Source organism: Bacillus sp. FSL M7-0558, from assembly GCF_038003245.1.
GTDB classification, from domain to species: Bacteria; Bacillota; Bacilli; order Bacillales; family Bacillaceae; genus Bacillus; species Bacillus pumilus.
In genome coordinates this window covers 2,971,566-2,997,296 of the sequence record NZ_JBBOOU010000001.1, presented here as the reverse complement: position 1 = coordinate 2,997,296, position 25,731 = coordinate 2,971,566, and the positions used below count along the sequence as shown (strand labels likewise).

The 25,731-nt window shown below is 42.2% G+C and carries 29 protein-coding genes; 18 read left to right on the top strand and 11 right to left on the bottom strand.

The annotated features are described in order from the left end of the window. Positions 1 to 40 precede the first annotated feature (40 nt). The 10 genes from MHB79_RS15325 to MHB79_RS15280 all read left to right on the top strand — a co-directional run bounded on the left by MHB79_RS15325 (position 41) and on the right by MHB79_RS15280 (position 8,694). Positions 41 to 991, top strand: coding sequence for an ABC transporter substrate-binding protein (locus MHB79_RS15325; RefSeq protein ID WP_003213757.1), 951 nt, complete (start codon positions 41 to 43; stop codon positions 989 to 991). Continuing rightward, positions 957 to 2,015, top strand: coding sequence for a FecCD family ABC transporter permease (locus tag MHB79_RS15320; protein WP_050944108.1), 1,059 nt, complete (start codon positions 957 to 959; stop codon positions 2,013 to 2,015). The genes MHB79_RS15325 and MHB79_RS15320 overlap by 35 nt, the downstream gene beginning before the upstream one ends. Then, entirely contained in the window at positions 2,012 to 3,298 is a 1,287-nt protein-coding gene (locus MHB79_RS15315; RefSeq protein ID WP_340990129.1) for a heme ABC transporter ATP-binding protein, read from the top strand. The genes MHB79_RS15320 and MHB79_RS15315 overlap by 4 nt, the downstream gene beginning before the upstream one ends. 117 nt (positions 3,299 to 3,415) lie before the next feature. After that, positions 3,416 to 3,985 carry a cob(I)yrinic acid a,c-diamide adenosyltransferase gene (locus tag MHB79_RS15310; RefSeq protein ID WP_335365173.1) on the top strand — a complete coding sequence of 190 codons (570 nt, stop codon included), beginning with the start codon at positions 3,416 to 3,418 and terminating at the stop codon, positions 3,983 to 3,985. Positions 3,986 to 4,151: 166 nt separating this feature from the next. After that, positions 4,152 to 4,544, top strand: a complete 393-nt coding sequence (locus tag MHB79_RS15305; protein ID WP_050944105.1) for a hypothetical protein — start codon at positions 4,152 to 4,154, stop codon at positions 4,542 to 4,544. 15 nt (positions 4,545 to 4,559) lie between these two features. Continuing rightward, positions 4,560 to 5,225, top strand: coding sequence for a stress responsive protein LiaH (gene liaH / locus MHB79_RS15300; RefSeq protein WP_003213665.1), 666 nt, complete (start codon positions 4,560 to 4,562; stop codon positions 5,223 to 5,225). 111 nt (positions 5,226 to 5,336) lie between these two features. Then, the gene (gene liaG / locus MHB79_RS15295; RefSeq protein WP_050944104.1) at positions 5,337 to 6,206 is read left to right on the top strand and encodes a LiaG family protein; all 870 of its coding nucleotides are present in this window, start codon (positions 5,337 to 5,339) and stop codon (positions 6,204 to 6,206) included. Positions 6,207 to 6,236: 30 nt separating this feature from the next. After that, the gene (gene liaF / locus MHB79_RS15290) at positions 6,237 to 7,001 is read left to right on the top strand and encodes a cell wall-active antibiotics response protein LiaF (RefSeq protein ID WP_034620120.1); all 765 of its coding nucleotides are present in this window, start codon (positions 6,237 to 6,239) and stop codon (positions 6,999 to 7,001) included. Beyond that, the gene (gene liaS, locus MHB79_RS15285) at positions 6,998 to 8,062 is read left to right on the top strand and encodes a two-component system sensor histidine kinase LiaS (RefSeq protein WP_003212649.1); all 1,065 of its coding nucleotides are present in this window, start codon (positions 6,998 to 7,000) and stop codon (positions 8,060 to 8,062) included. The genes liaF and liaS overlap by 4 nt, the downstream gene beginning before the upstream one ends. Next, entirely contained in the window at positions 8,059 to 8,694 is a 636-nt protein-coding gene (locus MHB79_RS15280) for a response regulator (RefSeq protein WP_003213157.1), read from the top strand. Before liaS ends, MHB79_RS15280 begins: the two co-directional genes overlap by 4 nt. 47 nt (positions 8,695 to 8,741) lie before the next feature. Here MHB79_RS15280 and MHB79_RS15275 read toward each other — a convergent pair whose 3' ends face one another. Genes MHB79_RS15275 through MHB79_RS15260 form a run of 4 tightly spaced genes read right to left on the bottom strand, consistent with a single transcriptional unit; the run spans position 8,742 to position 12,771 of the window. Next, positions 8,742 to 9,110, bottom strand: coding sequence for a hypothetical protein (locus MHB79_RS15275; RefSeq protein ID WP_003212877.1), 369 nt, complete (start codon positions 9,108 to 9,110; stop codon positions 8,742 to 8,744). 37 nt (positions 9,111 to 9,147) lie between these two features. Then, entirely contained in the window at positions 9,148 to 10,269 is a 1,122-nt protein-coding gene (locus MHB79_RS15270; RefSeq protein ID WP_050944103.1) for a Ger(x)C family spore germination protein, read from the bottom strand. Beyond that, positions 10,266 to 11,360, bottom strand: a complete 1,095-nt coding sequence (locus MHB79_RS15265) for a GerAB/ArcD/ProY family transporter (protein WP_106029297.1) — start codon at positions 11,358 to 11,360, stop codon at positions 10,266 to 10,268. The genes MHB79_RS15270 and MHB79_RS15265 overlap by 4 nt, the downstream gene beginning before the upstream one ends. Beyond that, positions 11,347 to 12,771 carry a spore germination protein gene (locus MHB79_RS15260; protein ID WP_034620118.1) on the bottom strand — a complete coding sequence of 475 codons (1,425 nt, stop codon included), beginning with the start codon at positions 12,769 to 12,771 and terminating at the stop codon, positions 11,347 to 11,349. The genes MHB79_RS15265 and MHB79_RS15260 overlap by 14 nt, the downstream gene beginning before the upstream one ends. A gap of 114 nt (positions 12,772 to 12,885) precedes the next feature. On the opposite strand from MHB79_RS15260, the gene MHB79_RS15255 reads away from it, so the two are divergent. Together MHB79_RS15255 and fumC are read left to right on the top strand one after the other, a co-directional pair. After that, positions 12,886 to 13,053: a YvzF family protein gene (locus MHB79_RS15255; RefSeq protein ID WP_003213147.1), complete on the top strand. Its 168-nt coding sequence runs from the start codon at positions 12,886 to 12,888 to the stop codon at positions 13,051 to 13,053. Positions 13,054 to 13,141: 88 nt separating this feature from the next. Next, complete coding sequence (fumC, locus tag MHB79_RS15250; protein ID WP_137054422.1) at positions 13,142 to 14,536, top strand: class II fumarate hydratase; 1,395 nt, start codon at positions 13,142 to 13,144, stop codon at positions 14,534 to 14,536. 67 nt (positions 14,537 to 14,603) lie between these two features. On the opposite strand, the gene MHB79_RS15245 is transcribed toward fumC, so the two are convergent. Then, entirely contained in the window at positions 14,604 to 15,482 is an 879-nt protein-coding gene (locus MHB79_RS15245) for a TetR/AcrR family transcriptional regulator (protein WP_050944099.1), read from the bottom strand. A 192-nt stretch (positions 15,483 to 15,674) separates the two neighbouring features. Between MHB79_RS15245 and spxO the strand changes: the two genes are divergently transcribed. Next, positions 15,675 to 15,839: an anti-adapter protein SpxO gene (spxO, locus tag MHB79_RS15240; protein WP_003212782.1), complete on the top strand. Its 165-nt coding sequence runs from the start codon at positions 15,675 to 15,677 to the stop codon at positions 15,837 to 15,839. A gap of 20 nt (positions 15,840 to 15,859) precedes the next feature. Here the strand turns inward: spxO and MHB79_RS15235 are convergent, their stop codons facing one another. Both MHB79_RS15235 and MHB79_RS15230 read right to left on the bottom strand, forming a co-directional pair. Further along, the gene (locus MHB79_RS15235; protein ID WP_003213777.1) at positions 15,860 to 17,191 is read right to left on the bottom strand and encodes a sensor histidine kinase; all 1,332 of its coding nucleotides are present in this window, start codon (positions 17,189 to 17,191) and stop codon (positions 15,860 to 15,862) included. After that, the gene (locus tag MHB79_RS15230) at positions 17,188 to 17,865 is read right to left on the bottom strand and encodes a response regulator transcription factor (protein WP_050944097.1); all 678 of its coding nucleotides are present in this window, start codon (positions 17,863 to 17,865) and stop codon (positions 17,188 to 17,190) included. Before MHB79_RS15230 ends, MHB79_RS15235 begins: the two co-directional genes overlap by 4 nt. 336 nt (positions 17,866 to 18,201) lie before the next feature. Between MHB79_RS15230 and MHB79_RS15225 the strand changes: the two genes are divergently transcribed. Then, on the top strand, positions 18,202 to 19,572 hold the full coding sequence (locus MHB79_RS15225) for a S1C family serine protease (protein WP_340990117.1): 1,371 nt from the start codon (positions 18,202 to 18,204) through the stop codon (positions 19,570 to 19,572). A gap of 45 nt (positions 19,573 to 19,617) precedes the next feature. On the opposite strand, the gene MHB79_RS15220 is transcribed toward MHB79_RS15225, so the two are convergent. Then, the gene (locus MHB79_RS15220; protein WP_340990115.1) at positions 19,618 to 20,463 is read right to left on the bottom strand and encodes an oxidoreductase; all 846 of its coding nucleotides are present in this window, start codon (positions 20,461 to 20,463) and stop codon (positions 19,618 to 19,620) included. Positions 20,464 to 20,574: 111 nt separating this feature from the next. On the opposite strand from MHB79_RS15220, the gene MHB79_RS15215 reads away from it, so the two are divergent. The 3 genes from MHB79_RS15215 (at position 20,575) to MHB79_RS15205 (ending at position 22,324) form a co-directional block, all read left to right on the top strand. After that, complete coding sequence (locus MHB79_RS15215; protein WP_170965972.1) at positions 20,575 to 21,021, top strand: YusW family protein; 447 nt, start codon at positions 20,575 to 20,577, stop codon at positions 21,019 to 21,021. A gap of 148 nt (positions 21,022 to 21,169) precedes the next feature. Then, positions 21,170 to 22,000 carry an ABC transporter ATP-binding protein gene (locus MHB79_RS15210; RefSeq protein WP_003213584.1) on the top strand — a complete coding sequence of 277 codons (831 nt, stop codon included), beginning with the start codon at positions 21,170 to 21,172 and terminating at the stop codon, positions 21,998 to 22,000. 72 nt (positions 22,001 to 22,072) lie between these two features. After that, a complete protein-coding gene (locus tag MHB79_RS15205; RefSeq protein ID WP_226804016.1) occupies positions 22,073 to 22,324 on the top strand; it encodes a YusU family protein in 252 nt (83 codons plus the stop codon). Between the two features lie 33 nt (positions 22,325 to 22,357). On the opposite strand, the gene MHB79_RS15200 is transcribed toward MHB79_RS15205, so the two are convergent. The 3 genes from MHB79_RS15200 to MHB79_RS15190 are packed head-to-tail and all read right to left on the bottom strand — an operon-like array spanning position 22,358 to position 23,132. Continuing rightward, entirely contained in the window at positions 22,358 to 22,705 is a 348-nt protein-coding gene (locus MHB79_RS15200; protein ID WP_058013724.1) for a spore coat protein, read from the bottom strand. A gap of 11 nt (positions 22,706 to 22,716) precedes the next feature. Then, positions 22,717 to 22,950, bottom strand: coding sequence for a hypothetical protein (locus MHB79_RS15195; protein ID WP_223250686.1), 234 nt, complete (start codon positions 22,948 to 22,950; stop codon positions 22,717 to 22,719). Positions 22,951 to 22,994: 44 nt separating this feature from the next. Then, entirely contained in the window at positions 22,995 to 23,132 is a 138-nt protein-coding gene (locus MHB79_RS15190; protein ID WP_003212904.1) for a YuzL family protein, read from the bottom strand. 199 nt (positions 23,133 to 23,331) lie between these two features. Between MHB79_RS15190 and MHB79_RS15185 the strand changes: the two genes are divergently transcribed. Then, on the top strand, positions 23,332 to 25,719 hold the full coding sequence (locus MHB79_RS15185; protein WP_340990113.1) for a 3-hydroxyacyl-CoA dehydrogenase NAD-binding domain-containing protein: 2,388 nt from the start codon (positions 23,332 to 23,334) through the stop codon (positions 25,717 to 25,719). The last annotated feature ends 12 nt before the right edge of the window (positions 25,720 to 25,731 follow it).

The window sequence follows — 25,731 nt, the reverse complement described above, 5'->3', positions numbered from 1 at the left end:
GAGCTTTCGTCAAGCAGTACATAAATCAGGGGGTTCATTCATGAAAAAGTTAACGGCCATTTGGCTATCGCTATTGCTTGTGATGGGTGTTTTAGCAGGATGTGCAGGTGCTGAAACAGACCATAAAGCAAAGAGTTCACAAAATAACGAAACAGCGGCTGCGGCATTTCCTGTCTCGATTAAAGATGCAGCTGGTAAAACAGTCGAAATCAAAGAACAGCCTAAACGTATTGTCTCATTAATTCCAAGTAATACAGAGGTTGCCTATGCGCTTGGTCTTGGAGATAAAATGGTTGGACGATCTGATTTTGACAATTATCCAAAGGAAGTTGAAAAGGTAGAGAAGATTGGCGGACTTGAATTCAATGTCGAGAAGGTGATTTCCTTAAAGCCTGATCTTGTACTAGCTCATGCCTCGCAGATGGGATCAAAAGAGGGATTTAAACAGCTAGAGGATGCAGGAATTCAAGTACTGACTGTAAATGATGCCACTTCCTTTAAGGATGTGTACAAATCGATCAATACGATCGGTGAAGCAACAGGTGCAAAAGAAGCATCAACAAAGCTTGTAGACGAGATGAAAGCAAAATTGAATCACATCAAGAAACAAGCAGAGGCGATCTCGAAAGACAAACAAAAAACAGTCTTTGTTGAAGTTTCAGGTACGCCTGAAATTTATACAACAGGTACTCATACATTTATGGATGAAATGCTTTCTGTTATCCATGCGAAAAATGCTGCTGGTGATCAAACTGGCTGGGTGCAAATGACAGAAGAATCGATTATCAAACGAAACCCTGACGTAATCGTCACAATTGATGGTTCCAGCTTAGCTGATCTGAAAAAGAGAGACGGCTGGAATGCGATCAAAGCAGTGAAGGAAAAACAAGTCTTTCAATTGAATACGGATCTCGCATCAAGACCGGGGCCGCGATTGGTTGAAGGAGTCGAGGCTCTTGCGAAAAGCATCTATCCTGACACGTTCAAATAAATTCATCATCGCATACACACTAAGTGCTTTACTTCTTGTGATGAGCATTGGAATGGGAATCTCCTTTGGAAGCTTAGGGATTCCCATTCCTTCTATTCTCCGTATATTTGTTCATGAACTATTCGGTGTGCAGATAGGCACAATAGATTCAATTGATCGCAATATTATGATGAATATCCGGCTGCCGAGAGTGATATTAGCGGCATTAGTCGGAGCAGCGCTGGCGTTATCTGGTGCAGCATTTCAAGGTTTATTAAAAAATCCTCTTGCTGACCCATATACACTGGGTGTATCTCAAGGGGCATCAGTTGGAGCCGTCGCGACCCTATTTTTCAGTTTGCAGCTCCCTTTGCTCGGCAGTTTCACACTGCCTTTTTTCAGTATGACAACAGCGCTTGTGACCCTATGTCTCGTCCTCTTTTTTGCGCGTCTTGTCCATCGGGGGATGAGCATCTCCTCTTTAATTTTAACAGGGGTGATTTTCAGTTCTTTTTTGGGCGCGCTTATATCATTGATGATTGCCTTAACGGGTGATGATTTAAAAGAGATTATTCATTGGCTTCTTGGCAGTGTGTCCATGAGGGGCTGGCGCTATATTGTGCTTTTCCTTCCTTTCTTTCTGATTGGGACCTTTGCATTAATGCTGATGGGGCGAGATTTGAATGTCATGACGTATGGCGAGGAGAAGGCAAAGCTATTAGGTGTACATGTGAAAAGGAGCAAATATATCGTGCTGCTTGCTGGATCGATTCTGACTGGTAGTGCAGTAGCAGTGTCAGGGACGATTGGGTTTGTGGGACTTGTGATTCCGCATTTTATTCGCCTCTTAGCGATCACAGACCACCGGCACCTCCTGCCTTTGTCTATGCTGAATGGCGCTTCCTTTCTCGTTTTAGCAGACGTGTTATCACGTACGATCATTGAGCCGACTGAATTACCGATCGGCATCATCACAGCGTTAATTGGTGCCCCTGTATTCGGCATCATCCTCATTCGTAAATACAGAGGAGGGACGCATCTATGATTCAAGTGAAGGAAATCAAAGGTGGATATGGAGAGAAAGAGGTCATACGTGGCATCAGTTTTGAGGTAAATCAAGGGGGATTTCTCGGTATACTTGGTCCAAATGGAAGCGGGAAGTCGACCTTGCTTAAAATGATCTCTGGGTTGCTGGAACCTGATAGTGGTGAAGTACGCCTGAGCGGTCAACTGATTCAATCTTACCGTCCAAAGGCACTTGCGCAAAAAATGGCTGTTCTACCGCAGAAAACGGACCAAGCTTTCTCATTTACAGTGGAAGAAACGGTTCAATTCGGTCGTTATCCATATCAAAAAGGATGGCTGCAATCTGTTACACGAGAAGATATGCAGATCATCAACAAAGTAATGGAACAAACGGATGTTGCACAATTTAAGGATCAATCTATTCATGAGCTAAGCGGGGGAGAACAGCAGCGTGTGTACTTGGCACAGGCATTAGCCCAGCAGCCTGAATATTTATTGCTGGATGAACCAACCAGTTTTCTTGATTTGGCCTATCAAAAGGATTTGCTTGATTTAATTAAAGAAGAGACCACTTCCTCTAGGCTAACGGTGATCGGTGTGTTTCATGATGTGAACATCGCCAGTTTGTATTGTGACCGGCTGCTGCTGCTTGATGAAGGAAAGACGGAAATAGTAGGGCTGCCGCATCACGTCTTGACGCCTGAGCGAATCAACCGTGTGTATGAAACAGATGTAACACCGCTCCAACACCCGCGAAGGGCAAATCCTCAGCTGATCATTGAACCTGCGGGGGCTTCTGTAGCATCAAATGCAAAGTTAGCGGATGGGTGGAAAACGTATGGAGGAGAAGGAATGACGTTTTCCCTCAAACAGCCGCTCCGCATCCTTTCCTCACATCAGAAAAAGGGCGGCTTCTTTTGGAAAAGGTCTCTCGGAACGGGAAGTGACATGCTTCGTGACGAGTTGGATGATCGTGAGGGACTATTGTTTTATAACCTAACGAGTGGACCAAAACAATTTGCTGCTGAAGACACAGACGACAACATGGTGCTTTACGGTATGCGTCATCAAGAAGAGCTGACCATTTGGCTTGTATTGAAAGAGTCTATATCAGACGGATCGTCTGTTCAGCTTATGGGGCAGCTTGTCCACATGATAAAACAGGAGACGAGCATGTCCATTCATCATCTTTGTATCGCTGCTGTGGGTATGCAGGAAACAGAAGATGATGAGCATTTACACGAAAGATTAAAGCAGAAAGTGCACCGTCTTCTTTATTCATTAAATGCCATTCAAAAGTGAACCAAATGGTTCGCTTTTTTGTTTATGATGCGATCACAGTACTTTAGTTAAACAAATACATCCTTTTCACTTCAGGTTATACTAAAAGGACAAAGCAAAAGAAAAGGAGGAATACCAATGAAACTTTATACAAAAACAGGGGATCAAGGTCAAACAGGCTTGATCGGCGGGAGAGCCGATAAGGATGATGTGAGAGTAGAGGCATACGGCACGTTAGATGAGGCGAATAGCTTCATTGGACTCGCACATGCACATTTACGTCAGCATGGCGAATTGTTTCAAGACATTTTGTCAGAGCTGATTGTGATACAGCACGAGCTGTTTGACTGCGGCGGTGATTTGGCAGCAGTCAAACCACCGAAAGAAGGTAAATTAACTGAAGCGTCTGTAGCAGTCCTTGAGCAAAGAATGGATGACTATGTAGAAGAAGCCGCGCCTCTCACGAAGTTTATTTTACCGGGCGGCCAGGAAGGCGCAGCTCTCTTACATGTGGCGCGGACAGTCGTCAGAAGAGCAGAGCGGCATATCGTGACGCTTGCGAAGCAGGAGGAGATTCCAGCAGTTGCGCTCACATATGTAAACCGGCTCTCTGACTATTTATTTGCAGCCGCCCGAATCGTGAATCATCGGCTCGGTGAAGCGGATGTTGAATATGAACGAAGTGCAAACGTATTTCGGTCTAAATAAAGGAAAGCACTCTTCAAATGAGAAGAGTGCTTTTTTATTGGGTTCTACCGCTCAGTCTGAGCGAAGTTACGACTCTGGTCGCAATGAAAGATCAATCTGCGACACGTTTTGCCAGCTTTCTTTTTTGACTATAGTAAAAGCAAGGAGCAAGAAAGGAGGCATGAAGATGAAAATAACAAGTAAAACCATCATCGGTTCGATTTTAATGTTTGTCGGTCTATCCATCTTCTTCGGTGGCTCACTAGGAGGGCTGATCCCAATTCTGATTGGGGCGTGGCTCATCTATGTAGGTGTAAAGAAATATGAAAAAGGCAGTAAAACCTTCGGCGTCATTCTAGCAGTCATTGGTGTCATGATCGTTGTGCAAGCTCTGCCATTTATCCTTGGAATCGCACTAGCTGGGTGGCTTCTCTACTTCGGCTGGACGATGATCAATGGTAAACAGGCAAAAGAATCATCAAGTAGATCATATATGGAGCCAAACACGTCACCGAAAATGGAAGAACCTATGCACACGTCATTTGATCAAGAATGGGAAGACTTTTTAAAGAAAAAATAAGAGGAGGAAATTCAAATGGTATTCAGAAGAATGAGAGATATGTTTGTTGCAACGGTCAATGAGGGCTTAGATAAAATGGAGAATCCACGTGTCATGCTGAATCAGTACGTTCGTGATATGGAGGACGATATTGCCAAAGCGAAACATGCGATCATCAAACAGCAAACGATTCAACAAGGCTTCCTGCGCAAAGCAGAAGAGACGGAAGCATTTGCTGATAAAAGAAAGAAGCAGGCTGAGCTGGCATTTCATGCAGGAGAAGAAGAATTAGCACGAAAAGCGCTCACAGAAATGAAGTATTTTGAAGAAAAGCATCAGGAATATCAGGAAGCTTATCAGCAATCTGTGAAACAATTAAAAGAGCTGAAAGAGCAATTGCAACAGTTAGAAACGAAGCTGCGTGATATTAAAGACAAGAAGCAGGCACTCATAGCAAGAGCAAATGCCGCACAGGCAAAGCAGCATATGAACGAATCTATGAATAAAGTAGATAGTGAAAGTGCATATAAAGAATTTCTTCGAATGGAGAACCGTATCGAAGAAATGGAGACAAAAGCGGGCAGCTATACACAATTTGAGGATCAAGGAGCATATGCTCATCTAGACTATGCTGATGAGGTTGAAAAAGAATGGCAGAAGCTCAAGCTGGAGAAGAAGCCTGAGCAGCAGCAAGCAAACTAAGAAATCAATGGCAGATCGGAAGAAAAGCAGGATTTTTCTTCCGATATTTGATTTCTTTCTGTTTCGCTTTTCCTTATAATGAAAAGGTCAGAAGATAAAGGGATGGTATGAATGAAGCGATTAATTGGTCTAATTTGTATACTCGTAGGTGTCTTTTTAATGATTGGGATGCTTTTCAAAAACGAAAATCTCTTTCATTTGAGTTTCTCCCGTGAAAAACCAGTCACAACAGCTTCAGCGAAAAAAGATGAAATTGATCAATTAGATATTTCTCTTTCTGGATTTCGCGTGAAGGTAAAACCTGAAAATCGTTCCGATATTTCCGTGATGGTCGTAGGTGGAAAAGGTAAAATGTATGCGGAACAAACAGGCAGTACATTTAAAATCCGTGCTGAAAATAAAGGATTCTTGTTTTTCACTTCATTTGAAAAAGGAGAACTCTTAGTCAAAATGCCAACAGATTATCATAAAAATGTGAAGATTACGGGTGGAAGCGGGGTCAGTGAGATGGACGGCGAAGGGAAGCTGGCACTTGAAGATGTGATCCTCAAATCAACAAGCGGAAACCTCAATGCCGAGAATTTCTCAGCAAACAATGTCGAAATCAAAGCGACATCTGGCAGACTCTCTGTGTCTCACATCGATGCGAAAAATAGCGATATTGGAGCAACCTCAGGGCGTGCCGATATTAAAGATGTCAAAGGCGAAATGCAGCTAGAAATGACGAGTGGTAGATTGACGGCAAGCTTTGATACCATTGAATCACCTGTCTCCTTTCACATGACATCAGGCAGCGCAAAATTTAACCTGCCGGATGAAGGAGATTTTAATGTCCAAGTGAAAAAAACAAGTGGAAGTGTCGATCACACCTATCACTTTGATCAAGCAGATAGTGAAGGTCGAGGCTTTACAGGCACGCGGGGAAAAGGGACACACTTAGTCGATATTGAAATGACAAGCGGAAACTTAAAGCTGCGGTAATGAACGAAACAAAGGAAGGAGGCGAGTCAACTGCGTTTTTCAAGGAATCAAATTTTAGGCATCATTGTCGTGATTTTTGGTATTAATCTATTTCTCAAAATTATTGGGATCGGAGCCGATTTGTTTTGGCCTGTGTTTTTTGCGCTTGCGGGCTATTGGCTGCACTCAAGATCCAAACGTTGGCTCGGTTCAGTTTCCTATATTTTTGCCGGCTTTCTCTTTTTAAAATTCCTGCTCAATATTACATTTAGTCTCACAGGATATTTATTTGCGGCCTTTTTGATATATGCCGGCTATCGCTTATTGAAAAACAAACCTGTTTTTGATGTCGATAAAAAGGAAGCACCGGAGAGCGATAAGCCTTCATTGAAAGTCAATCTTGAAAAAGAGGGCGAGCAAAAGAAAACAAAGAGCCAGACAAAGCCGCGCAAGGAGCATGACTTTTTTATCGGTGAAGTCAGGCTGATGAAAAAGCCGTTTCAATTAAGTGATTTGACGATTTCAGGGTTTATCGGGGATGTCAAAATCGACTTATCAAAGGCCATCATCGCAGAAGAAGAGAGCACGATCGTGATAAGCGGGCTCATCGGAGATGTGGATATTTTCGTACCGCAGGATATTGAAGTATGTGTGAGTGCTTCAGCTGCCATTGGTGATATGAAAATTATTGATGAAAAAAGAAGCGGATTCGGCAGTAAAGTGTATGTGATGACAGACAATTACGATGAGAGCAAACGAAAAGTGAAAATCTCCATCTCTTTACTGATCGGAGATGTGGATGTGAGATACTTATGAGGAAACTCCATCTAGGTATCCAGTGGCAATCTATTCGTCTTGGAGTAGGGATCTCGCTTGGTGTTGTCATCATGACGATGCTGCCCATGTTTTTTTATTATCAGCTTGATCCGATGATTCTCCTCTCTACCCGCTGGTTTGGCATCCCGTTTTTTTGTATTTTACTGATCATTAGTCTTGCCATTGGGTTTTCTGCCTCACATGTATTTGGCTATCAGCATAAAAAGCGTCTTGATCAGCTTGTAGAGTCGATTTTAAAGTTTGAAAATGGGAACTTTGCATACAGACTGCCGTCTCTTGGCGACGATGAAATTGGCTTAGCGGCTGATCAATTAAATGAAATGGCGAAACGAGTGGAAGGTCAAGTAGCCTCTTTGCAAAAGCTCTCGAATGAGCGGGCAGAATGGCAGGTGCAAATGAAAAAGTCGGTCGTCTCAGAAGAACGTCAGCGTTTAGCACGAGAACTGCATGATGCGGTTAGCCAGCAGTTATTTGCGATCTCGATGATGACCTCTGCGATTCTTGAAGTCATGAAGGAAAAGGATGAAAAGATTTTAAAGCAAATGCGCCTAGTCGAACGAATGGCTGGCGATGCACAAAATGAAATGCGTGCGCTTTTGCTTCATCTCAGACCGATCACCCTTGAAGGAAAAGACTTGAAAAAGGGCTTGATTGAGCTCCTAAATGAATTTCAAGCAAAACAGCCCATTGATATTGATTGGGAAATAGAAGATGATGTTCCGCTCTCAAAAGGAGTAGAGGATCACCTCTTCCGAATTGTACAGGAAGCCCTGTCAAATGTGTTCAGGCATGCAAAGGCGACAAAGGTGACGGTTCGTCTGCTCATTCGAAATCGGCAGGTGCAACTGAAGATTATCGACAATGGGATCGGCTTTCAAACCGATCATGTGAAGACGGCCTCCTACGGACTGGAATCAATTCGTGAAAGAACAAGTGAAGTAGGCGGTGTCGCAGAGATTATGTCATTTGAGGGAAAAGGAACACAAATTGATGTGAAGGTTCCCATTTTTGATGAAGGAAAAGGAGAGAACGTTCGATGATTCGAGTGCTTTTAATCGACGATCACGAAATGGTGAGAATGGGGCTTGCTGCTTTTTTAGAGGCACAGGCTGATATTGAAGTCATTGGTGAAGCGTCAGATGGACAAAAAGGTGTAGAGCTCGCAGTTGAATTAAGGCCAGATGTCATTTTAATGGATCTTGTCATGGAAGGCATGGATGGCATCGAAGCAACGAAAAGAATTTGTCAGGAAATTGAAGATGCTCGAATTATCGTTCTGACGAGCTTTATTGACGATGATAAAGTTTATCCAGTGATTGAAGCAGGTGCTTTAAGTTATTTATTAAAAACATCCAAGGCAGGAGAAATTGCAGATGCCATTCGGTCTGCAAGTATCGGCGAACCAAGACTAGAATCAAAAGTAGCTGGAAAGGTGATGAATAAACTTCGTCATTCTTCAAATGGATCGATCCTTCATGATGCATTAACAGCAAGGGAAATGGAAATCTTGAAGCTGATTGCCGATGGGAAATCGAATAAGGTCATTGCTGAGGAACTATTTATTACAATTAAAACAGTGAAGACACATATTACAAACATTCTTTCCAAACTCGATGTAGAAGACCGGACGCAAGCGGCTGTGTATGCGCATCGTCATAAGCTGATTCAATAAAATAAAAAAACAGCTTTCAAAAGAAAGCTGCTAGAACATGCGTAAATTTAGTCCTTCTGTCCTGTGATCGGACGTTCGGATAGTTGATGGAGCTCAGGAACTGGAAAAGCCTCCTGCTCCTCGGCCGATTTGTCTTCTAGGGCTTTCTTCATCTCGGATAATAGCTTTACGCTCTCCTTTGCCAATGCTGCCTTTTTCTCTTGCAAACCAATGATCTGTGAAAGTCCGACGAATATACCGCCTCCAACAAGAAGGAGCGCAGGGGTTTGTCCATAATAAATCACGATCAAAAATGTGCTCGAAAAGCTGTCGGCTTCAATGAAGAAATCTTCTTTTGATTGCATGAATACAACGACTAACAGGAGTATTCCTAGAATCAAAAATAGAATGCCGGCCGAAAGTAAAGCTCGTTTCATGATTGACACCCTTTTTTTCTTACCATTTTAACATACTCTATAAGGATTGTGTTGCGCCCTTAGTCCCGAAGTCACGGATTTTCACATTTGCTTTGTAACGAATATCTGATTCACTAAAAATTTCATCCCAATGTTTTGCTTCTTTTCGAAAATCTTTCGGGTAGGCAATACTCGCCTTTTGATAAAATCCGCAAATATCTGCTTTGATCTCGTGCTGTAATTCACCGATGAAATCTTTAACGCTTGTCTCTATTCGACGCTTGACAACGCCTTCGATTTCTCTGAGATACTTTTCATTAAAAGCGTTTTCACGTTCATTCCAATCCTCAGACAATCGTCCATCAAGTTCCACTGACACATCAAATTGATATTTTCCGCTGGCTGATTTATTGGTTTTAATATGGTGCTTGAGTTTGAAAATCTCAAAAGAGTAGATGCTGTGTTCATATTCAAATTCAATGACTCCACCCAGTCCGTCTCCAGTTAACAGATTATATGACTGTACTGCTAACGGAGAGATATTGGTGAGAAATCGCTTATTCTTAATAATAGAGGCTCCATCGATCATTAATTTTCCTTGATCGACGCTGACTTTCGGAATAGCGAAAGATACATTGTTTTGCATGGCAGAAGAAATATCTCCTAATGAGCTAGTCTTAAACATGCGAATGGTCGATTTTCTATTCTCAGAAAGATCGTATAAGGTTGTAGAGGCTGGCTGTCCGTCGTCATTGATTTTCAGCATGTCTCCAGGATTCTTAGAGGTCATAAAGACGAGGCCTCCTCTCCTCGTTTCATTGTCTCGAATGAATTGATTAATGACGAGGTCGAAATCATTCTCATTGATGAGTTCCTCAGAAAACAAAAACACCCGTAGTTGCTGTGCGAAAATGCGATGGCTTTTCAGCGCCGTTGTGCGGAATATTTGATGCACAGAATCCCCGTTTGTTTCAATGATTTTCGTAGGGTCTTTGATGTTTGATTCCTGAGAGATCTTTTGAGGAACGAGGACTTGCATAGATACCTTTAATTTATTCCCTTGGTCCCCTTTGTCTACTGCAAATCCAATCGCCATGTTAAGCTCCTCAATATTTGTGCTATCCCAGCAACCACTTAATAGAACCAGCGTCAAAAGAGCAACAGCTGCTTTTTTTTTCATGTTGTGTTCCGCCTCCTTTTGAAAAACACGATGATAAATAAGAGAAACGGGAGAATGCCGAACAGCAGGAAAAAGAGGTTGTTCACATAGGTTAAATAATTTCGCACTGTATCGACATCCTTTGGAAAAATCGCTGCAAAGTAAATGACAATTCCCATTAAAACAAGGACCACTTTTTTAGGAAACTTGGTCAGTTTAGACACCCCGATTGCAGCAAAAAATGTATATCCGACAAAGCTTGTATAAAGCTGAATCAGCCAAACGATAAGCAAAAAGGAGTCAATGCGTTCAATAAAAATCCCCTGAATATCAAATGATTGAAATAAGGCAATGGTCGGCCAAGTCAAAGTCGCCGTTTCTTTAACAGTCAGCGCACCAATCACCATCATATAAGTGAAAATATAAATAATCGCAGGAATCAAAAAGCCGACTGTCCCATAAGCAAAGGTGTGTTTTTGTGTGTTCAGATAAGCAGGCATAAACAGTATCATTTCAATGCCGACAAACGATATGGCAGATGCATTTAAGGAATTGAAGACAGGGGAGAACCCCTCTCCTAAAACGGGACGGAGGTTATCTAACTTAAATTCTTGGAGACTAAGCCCGTAAGCGACAAATAAGATGATGAGCGTCACAATCAGTATAAAAGGGAAAAGCCGGGCTAAATCACCAATTCCGCCAATCACCAGATAAAACCCAACTACAATAAAGCTGATCATTGTCACGGCTACTGGCGTGTTTTGAAGCAGAAAGAATTTGACCATTTCCGACATCGCGCGTACTTCATAGCTGGCGACGCCAAGAAAATAAATAATAATCAAGAGATTGGCAAGAGCGCCCAGCCATTTCCCAAGCCCTTCGTTCGTATAATCATAATAAGAGGAGAAGGGGACTTTTTTCATCATCAGGACATTTGCAAAAATAAACACTATGTAAATGACACTCATAAGTAAGAGTGCAATCCAGCCGTCAGGTGTAGCCGCAGCCTGAGCCATCGATCTTGGCAGAATCATCATACTTGCGCCTAGTGTTGTATTTGCAATAATGGCACTTGCCTGATAGCTTGATATCGACTCTTTATGATTGACCATCTCGTTCTCCTTTCTGTTGATTTTTTAAGGGCAATCGAATAATGGAATTGTCCTCGTTTTTATAGCTGAACACAAAATCTGGTGAGAAATACGGTGTGCCAAAACTTTTTTGCCGTGTGAGATGAGTAAGGAGTACGAGCATAAACAGCACAATCCCGTATAAACCAAAGGTAGCCGCAGCAAACATGGACACAAAGCGGAGCACACGAAAGGACATGCCCATCCCGTATTGAGGAACAGTAAAGGACGCAAGGGCCATCACGCTGACGATAATCACCATGATCGAGCTCACAATATGAGCCTGAACGGCTGCCTGGCCAATAACAACCCCGCCAACAAGTCCGATCGTTTGACCGAGCGGGTTTGGCAGCCTTAAGCCGGCTTCCCGCAGGAGCTCAATCGTCATCTCCATGATGAGTGCCTCCACAATAGGCGGAAAGGGGACATTTTCTCTTGTACTTGAGATCGAAATAGCCAAAGTTGTTGGTAAAAGTCCTTGATGGAACGACACAAGCGCAATATAAATGGCTGATAAAAATAATGTCAGAAAGATCGAGGTAAACCGCAGCATACGAATGAGAGAGGCGGCGATCCATCTTTCATAATAATCATCAGGTGATTGCATAATCGTCGCGAGCGAAGCAGGTACAATTAACACAAAAGGTGAATGATCGACAAAAATGGCGACCCGGCCATTATTTAAAGCAGACGCGACTTTATCCGGCCGTTCTGTGTTTTGAATTTGCGGGAAAGGAGAGTACACATTGTCTTCAATGAGCTCCTCAAGAACACCAGAGTCCTGTATATCATCAATGGTGACTTGCTTGAGCCGTTTTTTTACCTCTTTTAAAACAGAGGTTTCAACGATACCGTCAATGTACATGATGGTCACTTGGGTGTATTTTTTTTCCCCGATCTTCATGTTTACTGTTTTGAGGTCAGGGTTTTTCAAGCGCTGTCGCACGAGAGCTAAGTTCGTGTTTAAATCTTCAATGAAGCCAACTTTCGGCCCTCTTACGACTGTTTCAGATGTAGAATCCCCTAAACTGCGTTTCTTCGTTCCATGCGTTTCTAAAATATACGCATGCTGAAATCCATTAATCAGCACCACGCAATGCCCTTCAAAAATCGCATCGACCAATTCTTCAGAGGTCTTCACCGAACGTGTCGTCATCATGGATAAATTAGATTCCAACTTCTCTTTTGTAAGAGAGGTATGATCTTGGAGAAGCAGCTTTAAAAAGGTTTGAATCTCCATCTTTTCGTTCATTTCTTTTATGTATAAATAGTAAACAACCTGCCCGTGAGGCAGCGTTTTTTTCTCATGGACCAAATCATCCATTTCCTTTAATTGCGGGAGAATGACGGAGAGATTATCGTATAAGTGTTCTTTCAATGGAGTCTGATTCAAAAGGATCACCCGCCTCAAATAACTTTTTCTTAGCATTACCTGCTTGAAAAAACAATATTCTGTGTTACATTATTTTGTGGTAAAAGAAAGAATGAGGGTTTTGGAGGAAACAAGATGGCACAAATTCGTTTAGCAGGAACAAAAGAGGAGATTGACCGTATTCTACAGTCGTTTGACAAGCATTATGAAGTGACATATACATCAAAGGATTACGGAAAAACGAACCCAAAATACAAATATTCGAAAGATGTCCGCGTTTATATTGAACTAAAATTAAAATAAAGATAAAATTTTAATTGAAAACGCTTAAAGGATTTTGGTTTTTTGTATAGAATAGAGTTGAGTGTATAAAGCTATGGAGGGATACATAATGACAGAATTTAGAATCGAAAAAGATACAATGGGCGAAATCAAGGTGCCAAAGGACAAGTTCTGGGGTGCACAAACACAACGAAGCAAAGAAAATTTCAAAATCGGTTCTGAGAAAATGCCAAAGGAAGTTGTGAATGCGTTTGCAATTTTGAAACGTAGCACAGCGATTGCCAACGAACGTCTTGGCAACCTTGAGAGCGAAAAAGCAGAAGCAATTGCTGCTGTATGTGATGACATCATCAGCGGAAAGTATGACGAGCATTTCCCGCTTGTTGTATGGCAAACAGGTAGCGGGACACAAAGTAACATGAATATGAACGAAGTCGTTGCAAATAGAGCAACTGCTTACTTGAAAGATAAAAATAGTGAGTTCAGCATTCATCCGAATGATGACGTCAATCGTAGCCAAAGCTCAAATGACACATTCCCAACTGCTATGCACGTGGCAGCTGTTTTAGCTGTGTACAAAAAATTATTGCCTGCGATTGATCAATTAAGAGCGACTCTTGATGAGAAGGCAAAAGCATATCAAGAGATTGTTAAAATCGGTCGTACGCATTTGCAAGACGCAACTCCACTGACAGTAGGTCAAGAAATTAGCGGCTGGGTGTACATGCTGGACCGTTCAAAAGAAATGATTCTAGAATCAACTGAAAAAATGAGAGAGCTTGCGATTGGCGGAACAGCTGTTGGTACAGGAATTAACGCACATCCTGAGTTTGGTCAATATGTCGCTGAGGAAATCAGCAAGCTGACAGGTCAAAATTTCAATTCTTCACCAAACAAATTCCATGCGCTGACAAGCCATGATGAAATTACGTATGCACACGGTGCCCTAAAAGCACTTGCAGCTGATTTAATGAAAATTGCCAACGATGTGAGATGGCTGGCAAGTGGTCCTCGCTGCGGAATCGGTGAATTGATCATTCCTGAAAATGAGCCAGGAAGCTCCATTATGCCAGGTAAAGTGAACCCAACTCAAAGTGAAGCTTTAACAATGATTGCAGCACAAATTATGGGGAATGATGCAACGATCGGTTTTGCTGCCAGCCAAGGAAACTTTGAGCTGAACGTATTTAAGCCGGTCATCATCTATAACTTCTTGCAATCAGTTGAATTACTTGCTGACGGCATGAACTCATTCCATGACAAGTGTGCAGTTGGAATCGAACCAAACCTAGAAACAATCGAGAAAAACTTGAACGATTCATTGATGCTTGTGACGGCACTTAACCCGCACATCGGATATGAAAATGCAGCGAAAATTGCAAAACTTGCTCACAAAGAAGGATTAACGTTAAAAGAAGCAGCACTTCAATTAGAGCTGTTAACAGAAGAGCAGTTTGAAGAGTTTGTGAAACCAGAAGAAATGGTGACGCCGAAAGCAAAATAAAAACCAGGGGCGGCTGCCCTTGGTTTTTTTCATTGAACGTGATGTGGACAAAAATGAAACCAAGGTTCTACAAATGATCCTCTTTCAAAATACGCAAAAGTGACTCAGATACGGATTGGAGCGGTGCGAACAATTTCAGTTGATGCAGCATACCTTTCACGATGACTTGTCTAGGTTTTTGTTTGTTTAATTCATTTTCTAGAATGCCGAGTGCTTCAAATAAATCAGGCTCGTCTTTCACTTCATAGTGTGCTTCAGCTTGCTCTCTTAATTCTTTTAAAAGAGATTCTGTCAGCGGGTCGAATGACCGTTCATAAATAGGACCAAACCAATCGCTCGCTTGATCTACAGAGATGAGCGGAAGATCATGTCGCGCCATCATACCGCCCATCAAATCATCGATACGGTGAATCATCGTTGCGGCTAGCTCCTCAGCCTCCAGCTGAAAATCATATAAAATCGCAAGCTCGAAATAAACGTGGCTCATGCCCTCAATTGTCAAACAAAGATCAGCCATATAAGGAATCGCTGCATCTCCATATACCTGCTTAATGTTATCAATGTGAAGCTGAATGGTGGCAAGTCTGATTTGTTTTGCGAGCTGCTGCGTTTCTTCATTCATTGGCAGTGCTCGATCGCTCAGCTGCATTTTAATAAAATCCTTTTGCTGCAAAATATTATCGTAGTAGACAGTAAGCTGCTTGCGGTAGGCTTCCTTTGGTGTGCCGCCCTCTGTTTGAACCTCGTGGATCCGGGTAAATACCTTATCGTAATAGTAATGTAAGATTGAAATGAGCAGTGCTTCCTTTGATTTAAAATAAAGATAAAAAGCACCCTTTGACATGTGGCATTCATCCGCAATTTCCTGAACAGACGTTGTATTGTAGCCTTTACTGGCAAACAATTTCATGCCAGCCTCAATGATCATTTTCTCTTTCTTTTTCAATATGAATGTCATCCTTTCTTACCGAGAGACAAATGTCTTAGGAAACGTGCGCAAAGAGATGTGACTTATCGGTCATAAACGACGAAAGTTTTCAAAAATTAATCAGATTGTAACTTGTTTTTTACAGTGTAATTCTTTATATTATAAAGTAAGGTGACCAACTGGTCAAAAAATGTGAAAGGATGATGTTCCATGAGAGAAATCGATGATATGATAAGACGCTTGCGAACAAAAGGAATTCAAGTAGAAAAAGTCAAAATGCCGAAAGAGACAACCATTGAAAAGAAATGGATGTATCAAGCTGGCAAGAAAATCAAAGCCACATACCGTGATTTCAATGGGTATTCATTCATCTAAAAAAGACTGCGGTCAAAAACCTACAGTCTCTTCTTTGGTACCGTGATCGTATAACGTACACCTAGATCATCATTTTCAATTGATATAGACGCTTGATGCATGGAGAGAATTTTTTTGACAATGCTTAATCCAATACCGAATTCGCCCTTTTTTCCCTTACTAAAAGGTTCGTATAGGCTGGATAGCATATGTTCTTCAATTGGAGGACCGTCATTACGAATGACAATGCGTATTTGTTCCTCTTCCTGTTTCATTTGAATATCAATTTTCCTTTTTGCGTAGCGAAGTTGATTTTCTAGGACATTTTCAAATAATTTGCTCCATTGTTCTGGATCGCCTTCAAGAGCAGCCTCATCATCTAAGTCCACGTTCCACTGTAATTCATTTTTCGACCAGCGTATTCGGTCGACCACTTCCAGCATCGTATTACTGAGTAGGAAGGAAGCATGTGCAGGGTGTTGATTTGATAAATAATCAAGCTTTGTTAAGTACAGCAAATCCTTGATTTTCTTCTCAAGCTTTTCCGCTTCACCTTCAATGACTTCCACTGTTTGTTCAAGATCTCCCTTAGGAAAAATACCATCTTTAATCGACTGCGTATAGCCGCGGATGACCATGACAGGTGTCTTTAAGTCATGTGATATATTTTGCAAAAGAGTCCGTTCTGTTTCATCCTTTTGAATGAGTTTTTGTCTCATTTCTTCAATGGTATGACCAAGCTTTCCAATTTCATCTTGCCGGTCAACGATGACAGGATCGTCCCAGTCCTCTTGTGCAATCCGCTTCACGTGTTTTTCAAACGCAACGATTGGACGGGATAAGTAGCGGGCAAGCCAAATCGATGGAATCCAGCTTAATAAAATAACGGTGCCCAAGATAAAGATCAGCTGTTTAAACAGCGTAAAGGACAGGTCATCTCGATAAGAGTCTGGCGCATAAGACAAAAGAATATATTGTGTATTGCCTGTTGATACTTTTTTGATGACAAAAAAGATGTGCTGGCCATTCACCTCTTCAGAATAGCGTTTCGTTGCGCTTTTTTGTTTTTTCACAAAGGCTTGGATTTTCTCAATAAAGGCGTGTGGGAAAAACTGCCCCATTTGGTTTAATTCATCTGACGGAATCAGAATGTGCTGCACCGAGCGGTTTTCCGGTGTCGACTTTGGCGAGCCGTCTCGGTTCAACGGATATTCTGTGAGCACCTGCTGTTCATTTTCGATATTTTTATAAATCTCATTCGTGAAAAAATTTCGTAATGTATTGGAAAATAGGATGATCAGAACAATCGAGATGGTGAGTAAAATACCAGAGATGACGATCCAAATTTGAAAAGCGAGTGGTTTGTTCTTCATCCTTTTAGCATCCTATAGCCAAATCCATAGATGGTCTCGACCTTTAAGTCGGGCATTTTTTTGCGTAATCGTCTGACAAGGTCATCGACCACACGATCTGTCCCGAAGTAATCGTGTCCCCAAATTTTGATGAGGATATCTTCACGAGAAAAAGCATGTCCTTGATGATGTGTAAATAAAAGCAGCAAGTCAAATTCCTTAGAAGTTAAGTTAATCAGCTGATCTCCTTCATACACCTCTCTTATATCCTCATGAATGACATATGAGGAGACGGGTGTGACACTTTGCTGCTGCGGAGTATCGCTGTTTTTGTACACAAGCTCAAGCAGCTTTTGCACTCGAATGATCAGCTCGCGCGGAAGAAATGGTTTCGCAATATAATCACTGCTTCCCAGCTCTAAACCGAGGACACGATCAATATCAGCGTCGCGTGCTGAAATGAAAATGACCGGTACGTCAGGTGATGCGGCTTTGATTTCTTTAATCAGTGTGTAGCCATCTGTATCAGGCAGCATGATATCTAAAATCCATAGATGCGGCGGCTTATTCATTGCTTCGCGTGCCGCTTCTCCGGTTAAAAAAGAGGAGACATTCCAATTTTCACTTTCTAAATATTTGGTTAAAAGTTCGTTTAAGTTTTGTTCATCTTCCACTAAATAAATGGTGTACGACAAAGTCTTCCACATCCTCTCAACGTCATTATAACGGGATACAAAGGCGGCATGTCAACAATCACATGCTTTTTTCACAATTTCACATATTCTTCTCATTATTATCCCATAATGTTTGTTTATGATAAGCTCAAGGGAAAAAAGGGCATAGACAAAAGGCAGATCAATAGGTGCTTTTCACGAATGTGCGCACCTTGCTTTTTTTCTATGAATAAGTATTATATAATTTGACATATTGTCATGTAGTATTTTCAATGATGTTGCCATTAAGAGGACATGAGTCCGATCTACACATATGAATCAAGCAAGTCATGAACATGATGTAAAGGAGTGTAAGCGATGGATTTCCGAAGAGAAGATGAAGAGAAGAAGTTGAATCAACAAGAAGATGTACATCAAGAGAATGAGAAACAAATAGACGAACCTGAAAAAGAAAAGGAACTCGTTTTTCAACCTCATGAAAACGAAGCTTCTGCCACTCAGGAGAGTGTGACAAACCATTCTCCTCAAATGGAGGATGACCGTGTGTCGAAAAAGGAGAAAAAGCGGAAAGCAGCATGGCTCAGTCCGATCCTTGGAGGAATTATTGGCGGAGGCCTTGTGCTTGGCATTACACCGCTTTTGCCGCAGTCACAGGACACAGCAGCAAACACTCAAACGCAAACAGCGTCAAGTGAACCGGCAGCCTCTGAAAATTTCTCAACAAAACAAATCACCAATGCCACGAATGTTTCTGATATGGTAGAAGATTTAGAGCCAACCATTGTGGGAGTCTCAAACTATCAATCTACCCAAAATTCGTTTGGCCTTAGCGGTGATTCAACAGAAGCTGAAGCTGGAACGGGTTCTGGTGTCATCTTTAAAAAAGATGGCAAAAAAGCGTACATTATTACAAATAACCACGTAGTCGAGGGTGCCAATAAATTGAAGGTCACACTTTATGACGGAAAAACAAAAGACGCGAAGCTTGTCGGCAGTGACGTGATGACAGATTTAGCTGTTGTCGAAATCAATGCAGACGGCATTGATAAAGTGGCGAGCTTTGGTGATTCTTCTAAGCTCCGTGCTGGAGACAAAGTGATTGCAATTGGGAACCCGCTTGGTGCCCAGTTCTCTGGTACTGTGACAGAAGGGATTATTAGTGGTCTTGATCGTACAGTTGAAGCGAACACATCATCTGGTACGGTGGAAATGAATGTACTGCAAACAGATGCAGCGATCAATCCAGGAAACAGCGGTGGACCGCTTATCAATACAGATGGTCAAGTCATTGGTATCAATAGCTTAAAAATTAGCGAAAGCGGTGTGGAATCACTCGGCTTTGCGATTCCAAGTAACGATGTCAAACCGATTGTAGATGAGCTGTTGAAAAACGGAAAGGTTGAACGTCCTTATCTTGGCGTACAAATGATTGACCTTGAGCAAGTGCCTGAAACGTATCAAGAAAATACGCTCGGCCTATTTGATAAACAAATCGGCAAAGGGATTTACGTAAAGGATGTATCAAAAGGATCACCTGCACAAAAAGCAGGCTTGAAGTCTGGAGATGTCATCATCAAGTTTAAAGGGAAAAACGTGGCGAACAGCTCTCAGCTGAAAGAAATTTTGTACAAAGAAACAAAAGTCGGCGATAAAACGACAATGACTGTTATTCGTGAAGGGAAAAACAAGAACCTAGACATTACCCTTGGACAGTCTGAAACAGAATAAATGAAAAAACAGGTGGACGTTAAAAGTCTACCTGTTTTTTTATGCTTATTTTTTTGAAGAGAGTGTACGTAATATGATCTTTTCCCACATGCTCCAAGGCAGGAGCTGCTTTGCTGTGAATGAAAGCCGCACTCCTTTCCCAATCGGATATCTCAGCTTTTTCAGCCGCTTCTTCTCGGCTAATCGAATCACAAGCTCTGCGACTTCACGCGGGTCCCCGTAGTTTGATTTCTGGGCATTGATATGAGCCATCATTTTTTGATAGAGGTGTATGTATTTCGAGCCTTCCTCTGGCTGCAACATGTGCTCGTTCATAGACGTGTTCCAAATATTCGTTTGGAAAGAGCCTGGCTCGATTAAGGCTGCCTGTATACCGAACGATGCCAGTTCAATGCGCAAGCTCTCTGTGTAGCCCTCTAAAGCAAACTTGGAGGATACATAAGGAGAAAGTGCGGGCATTCCCATTAATCCGCTGATGCTGCTCATATTGAATATCTTTGCACCATTTGTCATCAGCGGAAGGACGGCTTGTGTCACTTCCATGACTCCGAAAACATTGACATCAAATTGCTGGCGGTACGTGTCAACAGGAACCTCTTCAGCAAAACCCGCATAGGCTGTTCCAGCATTGTTGACAAGCAAGGTAATGGGGGCGTAAGTATGCAACTTTTTCTGAAATGCTTGAATCGACTGCGTGTCTGTCACATCTAATGCTTCAATATGTATCGCTTCGGCTAACGAGGCTTGCTCGATTTCTTCAGCAAGCTTTTTCGCATTGGCTTCCTGCCTGACACCTGCAATCACTGTATAGCCTTGCTTGGCGAGACCAGTCGTGATGAGCTTGCCAAAGCCGCTATTGGCACCAGTTACAATGGCTGTCTTTTTCATCATCTCGTACCTCCTTTTTGTTTCAATTTACCATAGCCCGCTCTTTTATTGAATAACGAAAAGAAGGATGGAGAAGAATAAAAAGCGATGATAAGAAATAGGAGGAAGCGCATGATGTGTTGGAAGAAGGCGGGACAAATAGGAGTGCTGCTTTTTATGCTGTCTGGCTGCCAATCGATTGAGCCGCTCCAGCAAACAAAGGAAGCGGAAGCAGAGAGTCTCTCAGCGGTTCAAATGAAGGAACTTCCATTTGAGCATCTCCACCTGCATGTTCAATACGGGCAGAAAAGCGAATTATACGAAGCCACCTATCGTCAGGCGAAAGGAAAAGAAGAAGCACTGATTCGTGATCATATGAACGGTGTCCGCTATGAAGGTGAAGAAGCTTTACGCGAGATGAAGATGAAGCTAAATGATATGTCGATTCCTAGTGCGAAGATCAATGAAACGTATGTCAATGAGCTATTAGCTGCTTTTAATTTAGACGATGATTATCAGCGAATTCAGGTCGATATGAAGCTTGAAGATGGGACCAAACGTACATTCCAAAAGAAGAAGTAAAACGGAACTTTCTCATTTTTTAATTGAAAATGATTTTCAAAATCACTTAAATCTGATACACTAAATTGAGATAAGTGATCTTTTGCGTCTATATATAGACGATATTTCATATAAAAAATTTGCATGAGAAAAGGAGCGTTTGAGCGGAATGAGTGCCATTTCTACTGAAGGTTTAAGCTTAGGCTACGGAGAAACAATGATCATAGATGAACTAAATGTATCGATCCCTAAGGGTGAAATCACAGTATTTATTGGCAGCAATGGATGCGGTAAATCCACGCTACTTCGCTCTTTGGCCCGTCTCATGAAGCCAATGGGTGGGTCTGTCCTGCTTGAAGGTCATTCCATTGCCAAATTACCAACAAAGGAAGTAGCGAAACAGCTCGCTATTCTTCCGCAAGGACCAGAAGCGCCAGAAGGATTAACCGTGCATCAGCTAGTGAAGCAAGGCAGATATCCTTATCAAAATTGGCTGAAGCAGTGGTCAAAGCAAGACGAAGAAGCAGTGAATCGTGCACTGAAGTCAACAAAGATGGAAGACCTCGCTGATCGAACGGTCGATTCATTATCAGGTGGACAAAGGCAGCGTGCATGGATTGCGATGACGTTAGCGCAGGAGACGGATATCATTTTGTTAGATGAGCCGACGACGTATTTAGATATGACGCATCAAATTGAAATTCTCGACCTTCTGTTTGACTTAAATGAAAAAGAGCAGCGCACGATTGTCATGGTTCTTCATGACCTGAATCTCGCATGTAGATATGCTCATCACCTTGTAGCGATTAAAGACAAGACGATTTATGCAGAAGGAAGACCAGAAACGGTCATTAATTGTGATCTTGTGAAAAATGTTTTCGATATGAACTGCCAAGTGACAACAGATCCTTTATTCGGAACTCCATTATGTATTCCGCACGGCAGAGGACGCTGTATTGTGCAGCAAGCGCAAGCGGAGACATTTCTCGCTGCAAGATAATTGTATGTCAAAAGCCTGACATCTGTTACGTACAGAGTCAGGCTTTTTTCTGAAAAAAGGAGCGGAAGATCAATGGGAAATGAACTAGACGAAAAGCTGGAAGGCTTGCTTGAGAAATATACTGAGCTGCTGCTTGGCGATTCAACAGACGCACTGAAACAAGATGTGAAACAATGGGTGATCTACTCTCATATCGCAAAAAGCATGCCGCCTCTAGCAAAGCATTTTAATGAATCGTATCCAGAGGCTAAGGAAGAAATCAAAGAAACCATTCAGCGAATCAAACAAATGAACGAAGCTCATCGAGCGAATCAAGATCGTTAAAAAAACTGCCAGCTACATACTGGCAGTTTTTCTTTATGACATCTGTGATGGTCCGTATGGAGATTGTTCTGTCAGTGTTTGCTGAAATTTCTGGTGCGCCTGCTGGAGCTTTTGCTGTTCAGCGGCTTCAACAGAATACCAGCCATATCGGAACATGACATCATATAAATGTCTTTGTGTTTTCTGAGTTTCTAGCGCAATTCGCTGAATATCCTGATAAAGAGATTCATGACTGAATTCATTGAGCGCTGTGTTGTATCCGCTTGTCATATATTTTTCAGTCGACAAGAGATCTGTGACAAAATCACGATCATTCATGTTTGTTGTCGTGGGAACCGGAGTTTGAGGATTCCCGATTTTTTGTTGGTTTTGTTGTTCCATGTTTTTTCCTCCTATTGCATAAAGCCAGTAGACTGGCCTTGCCCTGAGCTGCCTAAATGCTGAAGAATTTGTGTGTAATGCTGATGGTGCATTTGGCCCACTTGATTTAATTCTTGTTTCAATGTTTGATCCTGGCAATGCTCGGCCATAAAGTGAGCCTTTTTCATAGCGATCAAGTTCCAATTCAGCATATCCTCTAAGTACAAGGAATCCTTCACTGAAATGACTTGCGGGGGCATATTCATTTGCTGATTGTTCAAGGTGTGTTCCTCCTTACAATTTTGTTTCCTTACTGGTTTTTTTTATATTGTTGATTTTGACTAGTCTTTTTGCCGCCTAGGTCTGCTTCCTGTGATGGACCTGCATTTCCTTTTACACTTGCAGCACTTACGCCTGCTTTCGATGGGTTTTTCTTCAAACGAGACATGTGGACATCACCTCCATTCTTACAATGCCCTCTCATCTTTAATTCATACGCCGCAAAGTAAGGCACATGAGAATGTGTAAATTTTTGAAATCCGCTCTTGAACTGTTTCGGAAAATCTTTTAAGATAAAGAAAGAGGCATTGCTTTTTTTTGGACAAAAAATGAATGACTGTTCATTCAAAATGTTTAGGGGGATATTTATGGGCAAACATATTCGCAAGGCGGCTGTCATTGGTTCAGGTGTCATGGGCTCAGGCATTGCTGGGCATCTAGCCAATATCGGGATACCAGTAACATTGCTAGATATTGTGCCAAACGAACTGACAAAGGAAGAAACGGCAAAAAAGCGAACGCTTGATCACCCTAGTGTTCGGAATAGATTAAGTCAAGAAGCGATGAAAAAATTGTTAAAGCAAAAGCCAGCACCTCTTACTTCAGCAAAAAACCTATCATACATCACACCGGGAAATCTCACAGATCACCTTTCCTTATTACATGATGCTGACTGGATCATTGAAGTCGTCACTGAAAAGCTCAGCATCAAACAACATGTATTCTCTCTCATCGACGAACACCGCAAAGAAGGCAGTATCGTATCAAGTAACACATCTGGAATTTCGGTTGAAAAAATGGCAGAAGGCCGATCAGAGGATTTTAAACGCCACTTTTTAGGTACACATTTTTTTAACCCAGCTCGTTATTTAAAGCTTTTAGAAATCATTCCTATTCAAGAAACAGATCCAGAAGTACTCCAATTTATGAAAACGTTTGGCGAGGATGTACTTGGTAAAGGCGTCGTTGAAGCGAAAGATACGCCGAACTTTATTGCCAATCGTATTGGTACTTATGGACTCCTTGTGACAGTGCGTGAAATGCTTGAAAACAAATACACCATTGGAGAGGTGGATTCGGTCACAGGACCCCTCATTGGAAGACCGAAAAGTGCGACCTTCCGTACACTTGATGTCGTAGGGCTCGACACGTTTTTCCATGTAGCCCGTAACGTATATGACCAAGTAGAAGGAAAAGAAAAAGATATTTTCCAGTTGCCTGAGTTTATTGAAAGAATGCTTGAAAAGGGATGGATTGGCAGCAAGGCAGGGCAAGGATTTTATCAAAAAAATGGAAAGACCATTTTAGAACTTGATCCTGTGACGCTCACATACGGAGAACGAACGAAGCTGAAAGATCCAGGCATTGAGATGGCGAAGCAGCAAAAGGGAACGAAAGCGAAATTGAAAGCGCTTATTTATCAAGATGGTCGTGCAGGACAATTGCTCTGGAACATGACGGCACCTGTGCTCCTTTACTCAGCTCAGTTAACAGGCGAAATTGCGGATGATATTCAGTCCATCGATAACGCAATGAAGTGGGGATTTGGCTGGCAGCACGGTCCATTTGAGCTCTGGGATGCAATTGGTGTGAAAAAAGCAGTCGAGCGCATGGAAGCAGAAGGTCACAGCATCCCGCAGTGGGTGCAAGACATGCTGTCAGAAGGACACGACACATTCTATCAAGAAAATGCTGATGGAGAGCGTGCGTTTTATCACAATGGGGCTTACGAACAGGAAAAAGGAAACGACAAGAATATTTCCTTAGCGAAATTGAAAAAGAAGAACGGCGTGATTTTTAAAAATGCAGGTGCGAGCTTGATTGATATCGGTGATGATGTCGCCTTGCTCGAATTTCACTCCAAAAGCAATGCCATTGGACTAGATGTCATTGACATGATCAATCGCGCTGTCCATGAGGTGGAACAGAATTATAGAGGGCTTGTCATCGGAAACCAAGGGAAGAACTTCTGTGTTGGTGCCAACCTTGCTCTCATTTTAATGGAGGCTCAGGACGATAATTTCTTTGAAATTGACTTTGTGATCCGCCGCTTCCAGCAGGCAATGATGAAGGTGAAATATAGCGACCGTCCAATCGTTGCTGCGCCGTTTGGTATGACACTTGGAGGCGGAACAGAGGTTTGTCTGCCGGCAGCAGCTATTCAGGCGTCGAGTGAAGCATACATGGGTCTTGTCGAAGCGGGAGTTGGACTGATTCCAGGCGGCGGTGGAAACAAAGAATTATACCTTCGCCATCTGCAAGGATCAGCGAAGCCATCGCAGACCGCTATACAAGACGCCACGATGAAAACATTTGAAACAATTGCAATGGCGAAAGTATCCACTTCGGCAGAGGAAGCGCGGGATATGAACATGCTGCGCGCGAGTGACCGAATCAGTATGAACGGTGATCACCTGATCTATGATGCGAAACAACTTGTGCTCTCTCTTGATGAAGCAGGTTATCGTGCGCCTCTCAAGCAAAAGGTACCCGTCATGGGAGAAACAGGCTATGCAGCGATGATATTGGCGGCTGAAAATATGAGATTATCTGGATACATTTCAGAGCATGACATGACCATTGTTAAAAAATTAGCTCATGTTATTTCCGGCGGAAAACTGCCATTTGGAACAGAGGTAGAGGAGCAATACTTATTAGAGCTTGAAAGAGAAGCCTTTTTAAGTCTTGTAGGAGAAGTGAAATCACAAGCACGCATGCAGCACATGCTCGTCAAAGGAAAACCTTTACGTAACTAAGGGGGAGTCAAA

Coding starts and splice junctions, on each gene's coding strand:
- spxO (WP_003212782.1), top strand. CDS start 15,675: ATGAGAGAAATCGATGATATGATAAGACGCTTGCGAACAAAAGGAATT.
- fumC (WP_137054422.1), top strand. CDS start 13,142: ATGACAGAATTTAGAATCGAAAAAGATACAATGGGCGAAATCAAGGTG.
- MHB79_RS15205 (WP_226804016.1), top strand. CDS start 22,073: ATGGGAAATGAACTAGACGAAAAGCTGGAAGGCTTGCTTGAGAAATAT.
- MHB79_RS15310 (WP_335365173.1), top strand. CDS start 3,416: ATGAAACTTTATACAAAAACAGGGGATCAAGGTCAAACAGGCTTGATC.
- MHB79_RS15305 (WP_050944105.1), top strand. CDS start 4,152: ATGAAAATAACAAGTAAAACCATCATCGGTTCGATTTTAATGTTTGTC.
- MHB79_RS15255 (WP_003213147.1), top strand. CDS start 12,886: ATGGCACAAATTCGTTTAGCAGGAACAAAAGAGGAGATTGACCGTATT.
- MHB79_RS15195 (WP_223250686.1), bottom strand. CDS start 22,950: ATGAATATGCCCCCGCAAGTCATTTCAGTGAAGGATTCCTTGTACTTA.
- MHB79_RS15225 (WP_340990117.1), top strand. CDS start 18,202: ATGGATTTCCGAAGAGAAGATGAAGAGAAGAAGTTGAATCAACAAGAA.
- MHB79_RS15265 (WP_106029297.1), bottom strand. CDS start 11,360: ATGGTCAATCATAAAGAGTCGATATCAAGCTATCAGGCAAGTGCCATT.
- MHB79_RS15325 (WP_003213757.1), top strand. CDS start 41: ATGAAAAAGTTAACGGCCATTTGGCTATCGCTATTGCTTGTGATGGGT.
- MHB79_RS15270 (WP_050944103.1), bottom strand. CDS start 10,269: ATGAAAAAAAAAGCAGCTGTTGCTCTTTTGACGCTGGTTCTATTAAGT.
- MHB79_RS15185 (WP_340990113.1), top strand. CDS start 23,332: ATGGGCAAACATATTCGCAAGGCGGCTGTCATTGGTTCAGGTGTCATG.
- MHB79_RS15190 (WP_003212904.1), bottom strand. CDS start 23,132: ATGTCTCGTTTGAAGAAAAACCCATCGAAAGCAGGCGTAAGTGCTGCA.
- liaG (WP_050944104.1), top strand. CDS start 5,337: ATGAAGCGATTAATTGGTCTAATTTGTATACTCGTAGGTGTCTTTTTA.
- MHB79_RS15235 (WP_003213777.1), bottom strand. CDS start 17,191: ATGAAGAACAAACCACTCGCTTTTCAAATTTGGATCGTCATCTCTGGT.
- MHB79_RS15200 (WP_058013724.1), bottom strand. CDS start 22,705: ATGGAACAACAAAACCAACAAAAAATCGGGAATCCTCAAACTCCGGTT.
- MHB79_RS15275 (WP_003212877.1), bottom strand. CDS start 9,110: ATGAAACGAGCTTTACTTTCGGCCGGCATTCTATTTTTGATTCTAGGA.
- liaH (WP_003213665.1), top strand. CDS start 4,560: ATGGTATTCAGAAGAATGAGAGATATGTTTGTTGCAACGGTCAATGAG.
- MHB79_RS15210 (WP_003213584.1), top strand. CDS start 21,170: ATGAGTGCCATTTCTACTGAAGGTTTAAGCTTAGGCTACGGAGAAACA.
- MHB79_RS15215 (WP_170965972.1), top strand. CDS start 20,575: ATGTGTTGGAAGAAGGCGGGACAAATAGGAGTGCTGCTTTTTATGCTG.
- liaS (WP_003212649.1), top strand. CDS start 6,998: ATGAGGAAACTCCATCTAGGTATCCAGTGGCAATCTATTCGTCTTGGA.
- MHB79_RS15220 (WP_340990115.1), bottom strand. CDS start 20,463: ATGATGAAAAAGACAGCCATTGTAACTGGTGCCAATAGCGGCTTTGGC.
- MHB79_RS15280 (WP_003213157.1), top strand. CDS start 8,059: ATGATTCGAGTGCTTTTAATCGACGATCACGAAATGGTGAGAATGGGG.
- MHB79_RS15315 (WP_340990129.1), top strand. CDS start 2,012: ATGATTCAAGTGAAGGAAATCAAAGGTGGATATGGAGAGAAAGAGGTC.